This window comes from Pseudomonas grandcourensis, from assembly GCF_039909015.1.
Lineage (GTDB): Bacteria > Pseudomonadota > Gammaproteobacteria > Pseudomonadales > Pseudomonadaceae > Aquipseudomonas > Aquipseudomonas grandcourensis.
This window is the reverse complement of the sequence record NZ_CP150919.1, coordinates 4,467,221-4,479,568: the sequence shown is the minus strand read 5'-3', so window position 1 is coordinate 4,479,568 and position 12,348 is coordinate 4,467,221. Positions and strand designations below refer to the sequence as shown.

Annotated in this window: 12 protein-coding genes and 1 pseudogene; 10 read left to right on the top strand and 3 right to left on the bottom strand. The window is 53.4% G+C overall.

Features of this window, described 5'->3' with window-relative positions; genetic code table 11:
* Positions 1–7: 7 nt before the first annotated feature.
* From AABM52_RS19985 to AABM52_RS19970, 4 genes and pseudogenes are all read left to right on the top strand, one after another.
* Complete coding sequence (locus tag AABM52_RS19985; RefSeq protein WP_347907528.1) at positions 8–964, top strand: oligopeptide/dipeptide ABC transporter ATP-binding protein; 957 nt, start codon at positions 8–10, stop codon at positions 962–964.
* A 6-nt stretch (positions 965–970) separates the two neighbouring features.
* On the top strand, positions 971–2,209 hold the full coding sequence (locus AABM52_RS19980; protein ID WP_218497834.1) for a serine hydrolase: 1,239 nt from the start codon (positions 971–973) through the stop codon (positions 2,207–2,209).
* A gap of 247 nt (positions 2,210–2,456) precedes the next feature.
* Positions 2,457–3,638, top strand: coding sequence for a hypothetical protein (locus tag AABM52_RS19975; RefSeq protein ID WP_095152368.1), 1,182 nt, complete (start codon positions 2,457–2,459; stop codon positions 3,636–3,638).
* Positions 3,639–3,870: 232 nt separating this feature from the next.
* Positions 3,871–3,978: pseudogene (locus AABM52_RS19970) on the top strand (LysR family transcriptional regulator); the annotation flags it as partial.
* A gap of 53 nt (positions 3,979–4,031) precedes the next feature.
* On the opposite strand, the gene AABM52_RS19965 reads toward AABM52_RS19970, so the two are convergent.
* Positions 4,032–4,667: a LysE family translocator gene (locus tag AABM52_RS19965; RefSeq protein WP_218497835.1), complete on the bottom strand. Its 636-nt coding sequence runs from the start codon at positions 4,665–4,667 to the stop codon at positions 4,032–4,034.
* A gap of 136 nt (positions 4,668–4,803) precedes the next feature.
* The gene (locus AABM52_RS19960) at positions 4,804–5,421 is read right to left on the bottom strand and encodes a helix-turn-helix domain-containing protein (RefSeq protein WP_090454468.1); all 618 of its coding nucleotides are present in this window, start codon (positions 5,419–5,421) and stop codon (positions 4,804–4,806) included.
* 45 nt (positions 5,422–5,466) lie between these two features.
* Here AABM52_RS19960 and AABM52_RS19955 point away from each other — a divergent pair, with 45 nt between their 5' ends.
* The 3 genes from AABM52_RS19955 (at position 5,467) to AABM52_RS19945 (ending at position 8,088) form a co-directional block, all read left to right on the top strand.
* Complete coding sequence (locus tag AABM52_RS19955; protein WP_218497836.1) at positions 5,467–6,162, top strand: B3/4 domain-containing protein; 696 nt, start codon at positions 5,467–5,469, stop codon at positions 6,160–6,162.
* 242 nt (positions 6,163–6,404) lie between these two features.
* Entirely contained in the window at positions 6,405–7,298 is an 894-nt protein-coding gene (locus tag AABM52_RS19950) for a dihydrodipicolinate synthase family protein (protein ID WP_095153003.1), read from the top strand.
* Positions 7,299–7,449: 151 nt separating this feature from the next.
* Entirely contained in the window at positions 7,450–8,088 is a 639-nt protein-coding gene (locus AABM52_RS19945; protein ID WP_090454472.1) for an FMN-binding negative transcriptional regulator, read from the top strand.
* A gap of 358 nt (positions 8,089–8,446) precedes the next feature.
* On the opposite strand, the gene AABM52_RS19940 is transcribed toward AABM52_RS19945, so the two are convergent.
* Positions 8,447–8,929, bottom strand: coding sequence for a DinB family protein (locus tag AABM52_RS19940; protein ID WP_024777140.1), 483 nt, complete (start codon positions 8,927–8,929; stop codon positions 8,447–8,449).
* Positions 8,930–9,311: 382 nt separating this feature from the next.
* Between AABM52_RS19940 and AABM52_RS19935 the strand changes: the two genes are divergently transcribed.
* The 3 genes from AABM52_RS19935 to AABM52_RS19925 all read left to right on the top strand — a co-directional run bounded on the left by AABM52_RS19935 (position 9,312) and on the right by AABM52_RS19925 (position 12,348).
* Positions 9,312–10,715 (top strand): pyridoxal-phosphate dependent enzyme, encoded by a 1,404-nt coding sequence (locus AABM52_RS19935; RefSeq protein ID WP_218497837.1) that lies wholly within the window; start codon positions 9,312–9,314, stop codon positions 10,713–10,715.
* A 14-nt stretch (positions 10,716–10,729) separates the two neighbouring features.
* Positions 10,730–11,167, top strand: a complete 438-nt coding sequence (locus AABM52_RS19930) for an Lrp/AsnC family transcriptional regulator (protein WP_218497838.1) — start codon at positions 10,730–10,732, stop codon at positions 11,165–11,167.
* A 131-nt stretch (positions 11,168–11,298) separates the two neighbouring features.
* Positions 11,299–12,348 (top strand): homoserine dehydrogenase, encoded by a 1,050-nt coding sequence (locus AABM52_RS19925; RefSeq protein ID WP_123722605.1) that lies wholly within the window; start codon positions 11,299–11,301, stop codon positions 12,346–12,348.

Sequence of the window (12,348 nt, the reverse complement as noted above, 5' to 3'; positions counted from 1 at the left end):
AACGGCTATGAATAACAACAAACAGCCCGCACTGCTGAGCGTCAATCAGCTGCACAAGACCTACGCCAGCCGCGATGGCCTGGTGACGGCCATTGACCACATCAGCCTGGAGGTGCAGGTCGGTGAGACGGTCGCGCTGGTGGGGGAATCCGGTTGTGGCAAAAGTACGGTGGCCGCGACCTTACTCGGTCTGCTGCCAGCCGATAGTGGGCAAATTCTGGTTGAAGGTCGGCCGCTGCCCACGGATGCCAGGGAGCGGGGCAGGAGCTTGAGTATGGTGTTCCAGAACCCGTACGCCTCGCTGAACCCGAAAATGACGATCAAGGCGATTGTTGCCGAGCCGCTGAAGGTTGCCTTTGGTTTGCGCGGTAGCGCCTTGCATGCGCGCATTCTCACGCTGTTGGGAAATGTGGGGATGGGCGAGGAGCACATGGAACGCTATCCCCATGAATTCTCCGGTGGCCAGTTGCAGCGTATCGCTATCGCCCGGGCGCTGGCGCTGGAGTCAAAACTGCTGATCCTCGATGAGCCTACGGCGGCGCTCGACGTGTCGGTCCAGGCCCAGGTGCTGCAACTGCTCAAGACGCTGCAGACCGACAATGGCCTGAGCTACCTGTTTATCAGCCACGACCTTGCGACGGTCGAGTATCTGGCGCAGCAGGTGCTGGTGATGTACTTGGGGCGCATCGTCGAGGCCGGGCCTGTGGAGCAGGTGTTTGGCCGACCGCGTCATCCCTACACTCGTGCGCTGCTCAATTCAGTGCCCTCCATCGACCCGGAACGCCGTGACCAGTTGCAAATCCTGAGTGGCGAGATCCCCAGCCCCTTGAACCGGCCTGCCGGGTGCCACTTCGCGCCCCGTTGTCCGCGGGCCAGTGAGCGTTGTCGCCGAGAGGTGCCAGCCGAGACCCAGGATCACGGCCACCGCTTTTCTTGCCACCACCCTCTAAACGATGAGAACTGAACCCCTATGTACAATAAAAAAGACATGACCGCTCCCGGCATTGGTTATCAGGACTTAAGGCTGATGCAGGGCTATCCGCCGTCCCGGGAAAAGCAAGTTGGCCTGCATAATTGGGACAGTCCGCCCTATAACCGCTGGTCGTTCCAGCACATGAGCCAGTTGTTTCCGGTGGCCGCTATTCATCGCAGTCCCGGGCCGGTCACCGAACTTGAGCGCAACGAACGCTCACTGGACGACGTGCGTTTCCAGCGGGTCGACGGCGGACAAACCGATCTGGCGACCTTCTTGACCGATAGTTACACCGATGGTTTTTTGGTGCTTCATCAAGGCAAGGTGGTTTCGGAGCAGTATTTCAACGGTATGCAACCGCACACGTTGCATCTGTTGCAATCGGTATCCAAGACCGTCGTCGGTAGCCTGGTCGGCAGATTGATCGGCCAGGGCAGAATCGATCCCCAAGCGCGTGTCAGCGACTATGTGCCCGAGCTTTCGGCAAGCGGTTATGGCGACGCCCGGGTACAGGATCTTCTGGATATGCGCACGGGAGTGAGATTCAGGGAGGACTACACCGATCCGGATGCTGAATTCATCCAGTTGGATATCGCCTCGGGTTGGCGTGAACGGGGAGAGCGAGAGTCACCTGACAGCATTTATGGTTTGTTGAAGTCGCTGAGTAAAGACCGTGAACATGGCCAGTTCTTTGAGTATCGCTCAGTGGATACCGATATGTTGGCCTGGGTCTGTGAGCGGGCCTGCGGCGAACGGCTTCCCGTTTTACTGAGCCGGGAAATCTGGTCAAGACTGGGGGCAGAACAAGACGCGAATATCACCCTCGATTGCGTTGGAACTGCATTGGCCGATGGCGGGATGAGCGCCACGCTGCGTGATCTGGGGCGCTTTGCCCAGATGTATCTGCAGGGTGGACATTTCAACGGCCAACAGATTGTTCCAGAGGAGTTTGTGCGTGCATGCGGCCGTGGTTCCACACCGGCTTTTGAAGTCCTCTATGGCTTCTATGTCAAACACTTTCCTGACGCCGCCTATAGCAATCAGTGCTGGGTGCTGGACAGTGAACAGGGTACCTATTCGGCGCGCGGAGTATTTGGGCAGAGTATCTATTGGGATCCGGCTTCTGAAGTGACAATCGTAAAGCTTTCCAGTTGGCCGGACTTTATCAATGCAGAGTGGACGTTGAATACCTTCCGTGCTTGTGCCGCTGTGGTTGAAGAACTGCAACGCAGCTGACGCGGGAGTGTGAATGACCGCGGCTTGTCAGGCACCTCCCAGCCTTGGTGAAGAGGTGCGGTGTGCAGGCTCGGCATAGCTACACCCAGACCCGGCTGGCCGCCGGCGGCTGACCCCCCCGGCCCTCACTTGGACGCTGTTTGCAGCCTTCGTTCTGGTGGGCCCTACCCCTTTCATCCAGACCGCGCTTTTGCCGTGGCCGGGATGAGTGTTGCCAACAATAAAATAAACAAGAGACGGAGCGACCATGAACTTGAACACCACCCGGGCCTTGCGCTCATTGACCCCGCTGGCGCTGTTGGGGGCCCTTTCCACCCCTGCGATGGCGATCCAGGTCACCGACAACCTCGATCTCGGCGGTGCCGTCCGGGCGCGTTGGGACTATGACCCGGATCGCGACATCCAGAAGTTCAACTTCGACACCGCGATCCTCAGCGCCAAGTACAACTCAGATACCTGGATCGGCGAGGCCCAATACCGTTTCTACGGTCGAGCCTACCCTTACGAGTACACAGAGAATGTCGGTGACGTCCAGTTCGCCGAATTGGCGTGGATCGGCTACAAGTTCAACCCCGACCAGCAGGTTCAAGTCGGCCTGAACCAGCTGCCGTTCGGTTTGCAGCCGTACTTCGGCAGCACGTTCTACCAAACCCTGGGCAGCGTCATAGGACTGGAAGACGTGGAAGAAGTCGGCGCCAAGTACATCCAGCAAAGCGGCGACTGGAATATTCAGGCCGGTTACTACCTGCGCCCCGCTTGGCAGGGTAAAGGCACTAGCAATGGTGAAACCTACTCCACCGTGGTCTCCGAAGCGGACAGCTATGTCATCGACGGTAGCAACAACCAGGAACGCAACACAGTGGTCCTTCGGGTGGCCAAGGCGCTGGACCTGGGACCGTGGAAGTCCGAAGTCGGGATCTCCGGCCTGACCTCGTCCCTGGAGAACCGCGACACCAACAACGATGGCCGGCGCAATGCCATGGCGGTGCACTACATCGGCAAGAACGGCCCATGGGGCGTGCAACTGCAAGCCGCGCGACAGCAGATGTCCCCGCGCAACCCCGGCACCGATGAACTGGTGACTTTCGGCAGTTACGACGCCACCTTCAACGTCGCCAGTCGCGGCAACTTGTACGTGGCGGATGTAAGCTATGACGTCAGCGGCAAGTATCTGTTCGATCAGATCAGCGGTGTGAAGCTGTACGCCAACTACAGCGCCTTCGATAAATCTGCGGACGATTTCAAGACCTCGCAACGGATGATTTTCGGCACCTCGTTCTCCCTCAGCAAACTATGGATCGCCACGGAATGGTTGTACGGCAAGAATGATCCGGTCATCGGTGGCGGCAGCCTCACCCAGAGTCTGGGGGCTGGTGGTAGTAACCAGTGGGAAAACCAGTTGTACATGAACATCGGGTATTACTTCTGATCCGGATTTTTTGGCAACAGCCCTAATGTCCTTTTCGCGAGCGGGCTCGCTCCCACAGGTTTAGCGCATAATCTGTGGGAGCGAGCCCGCTCGCTAATTCGTCAGTCCAAACAACACGTGCATCAGCCCATCCACTGATAGTCAGATAGGCCCTACAGAACAATCACTACCCCAAGAAAAACAATAAACCTGCCCCACGTAACAACTGAGGCTGGTGCGGAGTCATCCTTTCATGCGTCAAATGCCCTCGCTCAACATGCTGCGAGTCTTTGAAGAAGTCGCACGGAATCGCAGTTTCAGCCAGTCGGCGCTGGGTCTGAACGTTACCCAAGGCGCGGTCAAGTGGCTTACACAATCAATAGACTCTACATGCATAAACAGCCCAGATCCGGGCTAGGAGTGGGAGAACATCAGCTTTACTCCAGCCGCTCCGAAAACTAGCGCAAGGGTACCTTCGATCCATCGGCGTGCTCGGCGATATCCCCGAATCATGGGCGCGGTGGAGAAGATGATCGCATAGCCACAGAAGATAGTGACGCTAAGCACGGCGCAACCGGCCAGAATAATCCCGACCGTTTTTGGCGAAGCGTGCGGACCCAAGCCAAGGGTCATGGTAGCGATCCAGCCGAGCAGCGCCTTAGGGTTTGTGAGATGCATGAACAAGCCGCGCTGATAAAGACTGAAGCCCGAGACTTTTGGCGCGGCAGCTATCTCTTTCACGAGTCGCTCATTGGACGTTAGAGCAGAGCGGCCTGCTTTGATGGCAAGGAAGAGCAGGTAAGCACCGCCAACCGTTTTTAAGACACCCAGCGCCTGCGCATACTGCGCCAGGACGGCTGAGACGCCCGTGGCTGCCATCGATCCCCAGAAAATCGAACCACTGATCACACCTGCCGCTAGCAGGAGCGCAGGCTGCCTGCCTTGGTGCATCGCGACGCCCATTATTCGCATGTTGCTCGGTCCAGGACTCGCCGCTCCAACAATATAGGCCGTGAATACGAGGAAGAGATGGTGGTAATCAAATGACATTAAAAGCCCCTTAACGAAGTTCTATGCCAGTCAGCGGCTCCGTTATTAGGAGCCCTATGACGGGGCGATGATGGCCGACCATAAGAGCCAACCCGGCGGACTCCTCTGTAAGCTTCAGCGCGATGCTGTCTGAACGTTAAATTTCACGCCCGGATTGGTGGATCTCCGTTACAGACATGGTGAATATCAGTTTTGATTTGCCTTTATTCGAGTAGACATGAGGTACATCTGTTTTTGCTACGGCTGAGCAACCCGCAGAAACGCTCAGTTCGGTATCTCCTACTATGAAGTGGAGTGTCCCTTTCTCCACGTGAAGTAGCTCAGTTGTGCCGTGAGGGTGCCCTGAGGAGGCAAAGTTTTCGCCGGGAAACATTTCCCAGCGCCAAAGCTCAATCATGTTCGGACCACTGGTTCCAGCCAGGAGCCGAGCCGTCCCTCCCATGTTTCCTGTCCAGAGTGTGGGAATATCCTTGCTCTCGATGAGGTGGGCAGATGGGGCGTCGGACACGTTTACGACATCAGCAACTGAAAGGCCCAAAGCAGCAGCGATTTTGCACAGGATCGCGATGCTTGGGTTAGCCGTGCATTTCTCTATCTCGACCACCATGCCCTTGCTGACACCGGAGCGACGGGAAAGCTCGTCGAGAGTGATTTTCCGCTTCTTCCGTTCCTGTTTGAGCCTACGGGAAACTGCCTCGCTAACGGTTTGAACGTCGGCCCCGGTGTTGGTCGGTATATTGACTATTTTGGTCATTGATCGCTAGTATGAAGTGAAATTTAGGATTAAAGGGATTCTCTGATGCTGTCCGTACTGCCGTCAATCGACCAAGACGTAATCAATTTGGCACCTGAGTTCAGAGCGCTCAGCATTGTGGTCGAAGCTGCACCAATCGCCAATCCAGATATTGGCAAGGACGCTTTGGCTCGAGCCTGTCAATCAGTCACGGCGGGTGGTGCACTGTGGGCAGACGCTCACCTGACCGCTTGGGCGGATCTCTTCCGAAAATTCGGTGCCAAGCCGCAGCGCACCCCTTGCTCAGCTGAAGCTCTTCGCAAACGGGTCCTGCGTGACGGCAGTCTGCCGAGTATCGATCCAGTGGTTGATCTCTATAACGCCATCAGCATTGAATACGCAGTTCCGGTCGGCGGTGAGAACGTCGAAGCCTATGTGGGCTCGCCGCGACTCGCTGTTGCTGATGGATCGGAACCTTTCGACACCATGAAAGAAGGCGCTCCAGCCCACGAATATCCTGATTCTGGCGAGGTTGTTTGGCGGGACGATAAAGGGGTGACTTGCCGTCGTTGGAATTGGCGACAGGGTGTCAGAACACGGCTCAGTGCAGACGCGAAGCACATGTGGTTCATTCTGGAAAGTCTGCCGACAATGCCGCTCGAGGCATTGACTGAAGCGGGTGACAAGCTGATAGAAGGCCTGCAACTGATGATGCCAGGCGCTCAGATTGAGAGTGTGCTTATCGGTCCAGGTGCCAATTAGTACATAAGCGAGAGGGTACGGGCTGCTTGTGTGGATGCATACGGGGTTATGTCCAATTTCGCCTCGCACGCAGCCTTTTTATCGGTGGCATTCATGCCCCCCCACATCACCTTGAAAAAGCCTGCAGCTGAATCGAAGAAATCTCCATGGCGCATGGTGTCGATTATTGAGCGATGTATGCTTCGGAGTCCGTCCGTCCTGTGGTGATCTAATTGCAGAATCGCACAATGGAGTCCTGAACTATGTTTACCGGTCTTAGTGCATTTCCTTTGACGCCAATGAATGAGCAGGGTGTGGATGAAGGAGCATTTGCTCGCCTTGTGGAGCAACTGGTGGCTGCAAAAGTGGATTCTATCGGTGCGCTCGGATCTACAGGAAGCTATGCGTACCTTTCTCGGATTGAACGCTCACGAGTTACGCAGTTGGCAGTAGAGGCAGCCGGGAATGTTCCCGTCATGGTAAGTATTGGGTCGCTGCGGACGCGTGATGTGCTGTTGCTGGCAGAGGATGCGCAGAAGGTGGGAGTCAAGGCATTGTTGCTGCCACCCGTTTCCTATCAGAAGCTAACAGCTGAAGATGTTTTTTCCCTGTACGAAACGGTCACCGCCAATATCTCCGTCCCGCTATGCGTCTATGACAACCCCGGCACCACCCATTTCGAATTTACTGATGAGCTTCACGGGCGCATTGCCCACCTGCCGAATGTGCACTCGATCAAGATCCCTGGCGTTCCTGAAGCACCAGATCAGGCCAAGGCACGAGTCGATCGCCTTCGGGCACTGATTCCGGAGCACGTAACGATCGGGGTAAGCGGGGATGTATTTGCTGCTACTGGATTGAACGCAGGCTGTCAGGTCTGGTACTCCGTCATTGGGGGCTTGTTCCCGAAAACAGCCCTGGCAATCACGCGTGCTGCGTTGTCGGGTAACGCCAAAGAAGCGACTCGCCTTTCCGAATCTTTGAAGCCTCTATGGGCCCTCTTTACACAATTTGGGGGAAGCTTGCGCGTTGTTGCAACGGCGGCCGAGCTTCGTGGATTCACCCACTCTCCGAGCTTGCCATTGCCACTCAGAACCATCAGTGGAGCAGGGCGTCAGCAAATTGCTGCGGTGATCGACGAGCTCGAACTGAGCTGAGCAGTAAGTGCTGCGAATGCATCCGAAACGCCAAGCTGCATCTTTACAATGATACAGCTCAGCAGGCGCGGTAGGGCCGATGTTTAGTCGGCTTTGACCGGCGCAGTGGCCCTAATGTTGAGCGAGCAGATCAGTTATAGGAGCAAAGTAAATGTACATCCCCCCTCAGTTTGAAGAGTCTCGTGTTGGCGTTTTGCAAGAAGTCATTATGCGAAATCCGCTTGGGTCACTTGTCACTTGTTCGGGTGATGGGATTGACGCCAATCACCTACCTTTTGAACTTGTACTCCGCAGCGGAGCGCTTGGGGTGCTGCAGGCGCATGTGGCGCGGAATAACCCCCTATGGCATGAAGTCGCCCAGGGCAGTGAGGTGTTGGTGATATTTCGAGCTCAAGATGCGTATATATCGCCGCAATGGTATCCGAGCAAACAGGATTTCCATCAGCAAGTCCCCACTTGGAACTACCGGGTCGTGCACGCATTTGGTCGTGTGACGTTTCACGATGATGCACAGTACGTGCGTCGTGTCGTAGCAAAGCTGACCAAGTCTCATGAAGCAACTCAGCCCACACCTTGGAAAATGACCGATAGTCCCAAGGAGTACATAGATGCCATGCTGAAAAAAATTGTAGGGGTCGAGATCGAAATCACGAGGCTGGTGGGGAAATTCAAGCTCGGTCAGGATGAGGAAGCCCGTGATATCCGAGGTGCTGGCGATGCTTTGGTCTCGCGTAATGAGCGAGGAATTGGATTAGCCATGCTTGAGTGCGCTGATAATAAAGACATTTAGCATCTTCCTTCCCACTTACAAAAAGGCGCCTACTGAAATAAAGGAGCATTTCTATTCGTGACACGCTCCTCATAAAAATCGTAGGCACTTATGAATTTTCTTTGCAGTGAGGACGCCTCAGCAGAAGGTGGCTTGCTGAGGCATTTTTTTGAGATCGCTGCTTCGGGCCGGCAGGCCGGCTTACTCAGTTTGAATCACACCGAAGCCTCGTTCGACATTTGAGCGGAATTGTCTCAGGTTCCTTTTATGCATCCAGCGCTCGTCATATTGGGGGCAACTGGTGCTTGATCGGGTATGCAGAACATCGAAAGATTTCCTATTACGTATCATCGCCATACATGGGCCGGCCCATCAGTGCCTAGAGCTTCAAAAACGTTGTGAAATGGTCCTTGTGATCCAGCAGGAGCTCACGAGGCAAGATAGTCGCCACACTTCCTCGATGCTGCAATCCGTGTGATAGCACGTGTGCAAGAACCTGCTCTTTCGTCATGTTGCCTGGTTTTCCATCCTTGAAAATAAACGCAACCGGATCAGACAGTTCGATTGCAGTGATCGACTGGGTGTAGTTCACAAACCATTGATTCGCTGAAGAAAAGCACTCTTCCAGTCGACCTAGGTCTTGTTTCTGTTCGGTCAGGATGGAGTCAAATTCATCCGGTTTTCCCTGCAGTCTGGCAATGAACAGTTGGTCAACAATATTGATATGGGCTAGCCAGTAGAGTGCTTCCTCCATTTCGGTTGGAAATTTTTTTGCCGCGGGGGCTTTCAAGCACTTGAACAGTTCCTCCTCAGACCATGCCTTGTATTTGTAAAGCGAATGAAGAAGGTTCGTGGCACTCATGGCGTTCTCCTGGATTTCTAATTTTCTGGCTGCCCTGGACCTTCTGATGGGAATGCGGATAGGGCTCCTTCCCGCAGGGGGGATAGCCGTGCACGGTCGGATAGATGGGATAGTCACTATATTGACTTTTTTAGTCAATAGTTGGTAGCTTGAACGGCAAGCGACGAAAGTGGCCGTGTGGTAGCTGAGTGATGGGTGATTGGCCTGGCGCGGGTGATGTGCGACCCCTCACCATCTGCGTTTGCAGATGACGATGATCTCGCTCAACGCTTCAGAAGAAGGCCTCACATTTCACAGGAAAGGCTCACTGCAGCACTGAATTTCAGCAGGGCGCCGCCTTACGGGTGGAAGGCTCAGAAAAGGCGAGAGGGTGTCTCAAATCATGAAGTACGTCAGCACACGGACGCCTGGTAAAGAATTCGAGTTCAGCGAGGTCCTCATGGGGGCGTACGCACCGGATGGTGGGCTTTTCGTTCCTAGCAAGGTTCCTCGCTTCAAAAGCGATGATCTCCTGAAGCTTGAATGGCTACCATTTCACGAACTGGCACGTCATGTGATCGAGCCGTTCCTAGGTGACTATATCCCTCAAAATGAACTGTCTCGAATTCTTGAGGAGACATTTGACCGTTTTAAAAGTAACGCCGTTGCGCCGCTCTATCAGACGGCTACCAATGAGTGGGTATTAGAACTATTCCATGGTCCGGCAGGGGTCTATCAAGACTTCGGTCTCCAATTGATGTCTCGTCTGGTTGAATACTCTTTACTAAAGTCCGGAAAGAAAGCGCTTGTCGTTGGCTGCACTGGTGGAGACACCGGTGTCGCGGCCATCAAAGCCTTCAATGGCATGGAAGGTGTGACTGTGATTGTTCTGCATCCTTCCAGAGGAATAACAGATGAACATCGGCGTCGCTTATTAGGCGCTGCCGAAGAAAATGTTGTAAATATCTTGGTTGAGGGTGATTACGCCGATTGTCATCAGCTGTGCGAAAAATTTCACAGAGGCATTAACGAAACAGGTCAACAATTAATATCTTTCAATTCGGTGAGTTGGGTGAGGGTGCTGGCGCATCTGTCCTTCTACTTCTACTCGTCGCTTCAATTAGGTGCGCCTAAAAGAGAGGTGGCGTTCAGTGTGCCTACCGGAAATTTTGGTGCTCTCTATGCAGGCTATATTGCAAGGGAAATGGGGTTGCCCATCAGGCAGCTAATTGTAGCAACGAATACCAATGCGGGTTTGCATGACTTTCTTCAGTCTAACCTCTATAGGCGTAATGAGATTCGTATTACCAACACGCCTTGCATGAATGTGTCGTTAGCCTCTAATTTCGAGCGGCTGCAATGGAGCATTCTCAATAGGTGCAGTGATAAAGTGGCTAGAAATATGGAGCTACTAGAGACGGATGGCCAAATTCAACTGGAACAGGATGAGTGGTTAGAGGCGCGAAAGCTATTTGATTCTTTGGCGGTAGAGGATGCAGAGGCATTTTCCTGTATTCATGAAGTCTTTGTTAAAAGTGGTTACTTGATCAGTCCTAATACCGCGATTGGATTACGAGCTGCGCGAATTAACAGGCGTAGCTTACTGACACCAATGATCTGCTTGGCCACGACGCATCCTTCAAGCTCTGCCTCAGTTCTGGCTGAAGCCGATGTTCAATCTCCAATGAGTGTGGTGAGTGCTCACCCCTTCTCTAATGACGAATGCATTTCAATTTCCAATGATGTTGGCATCCTTACGGAACTCATCAAGACGATATCCCAAGACACGAAGTCTCGCTCGCTATAATCCTGGAGTTAGAGATGAAGCGCGTTTTAGATAAGACGGATGAAAAAATACTGGAAGAGCTTACTCGTAATGCTCGACTTGCGCATAACGACATTGCCATGAAAGTTAATTTGTCTAGGAATGCTGTCAGGCTCAGGATTGAACGGTTGGAGCGGGACGGATATATCAGGGGTTATACCATAATCAAAGGTGGGCCACCTTCCGAGGTTGCGCCAATTAATGCCCTTATTTTTGTGTATCGAAAAGACCGAATGCGTGGTGCTGAAGTAGTGCGTTCAATTGTCTCAATGCCTGAGGTCGTGTCCTGCAATGTAATGAGTGGTGACCTGGATATCGTAGTGACAGTTGAAGCGGCAAGTTCGGATTGTATTCATCGGGTCTGGAGCGACATATCCACGTTGCCAGGAGTTCTGAATACGGTTACGTCTTTTGTATTGTCTTGCACGAAGTAGGTTGCTAGGAAATCAAAACGCTCTCTCCTGCGAGCATTTTGCTCGCAACAATGATCGGTTTGCCATATTCGTATGAGCACTGCTGCAGTTTAGTATTTCAGTACCGAAAACATAACAATGAGGCCCATGTCGTGACTGAATATAAAATTGCTTTGCTTGGTTTTGGTGGTGTAAACCGTGCGTTGACGCAGCTCATTGCAGATAAGAACGAGCACTGGGCTAATGAATTTGGTTTTAAGCTAAAAATTGTTGGTGTCAGTGATCTTTACTTTGGCTCCATCATCAACAAGAACGGGTTGGATGCCCACGAATTGGCCGCAGTTCCTGCTGTAAAAGGGGGGTTTAGAACATTGCCAGCGGGCAGTGCTGAGCCTGCAAATGAGACGGTTATCCGTTTCTCGGGGGCCGATCTTATCGCCGAGGCGACGTTCACCAACCCTGTAGACGGAGAGCCAGCTACGACTTTCTGTCGCTGGGCTCTGGAAAAAGGTATCAGTGTGGTCACCACCAACAAAGGGCCGGTGGCGTTGCACGCTGAAAGCCTGAAAGCATTGGCCAGAAGCACCGGTGCCCAATTCGAGTTTGAAGGCTCGGTAATGAGCGGCACCCCCGTCATTCGTCTGGCTAAAGAGTCGCTGGCCGGCTCGGAAATCAGCGGGTTTAAGGGCATCTTGAATGGTACGTCCAATTTCGTACTTTCTAGCATGGAAGAAGGTCTCGACTTCTCTGATGCAGTCGCCAAGGCTCAGGAACTCGGTTACGCAGAAGCTGACCCCACTGCAGACGTGGAAGGGCATGATGTTCGTCTTAAAGTAGTCATTTTGGCGAATGAGCTTCTGGGGGCGAAGTTGACTCCGAGCGATGTCCTTTGCAAAGGCATCTCGGGGATCACGTCAAAAGATATCGCCGAAGCAACGAAAGCCAATGCCCGGTGGAAACTAATTGGCAGCGCGGAAAAAATGAGCAATGGCTCCATCACTGCATCTGTTAGTCCTCAATTGTTGCCTCAGGGGGACGCACTGGCCGGTGTGAGTGGTGCAACGAATGCAATTACATTTAATACAAATGTTCTGGGCCCGGTAACGGTTGTCGGAGCGGGTGCAGGTCGGTTTGAAACAGCATTCGCCTTACTCTCGGATATCGTCAGCATTCACAAGAACAAAACTAAGATAGGTAAGTGA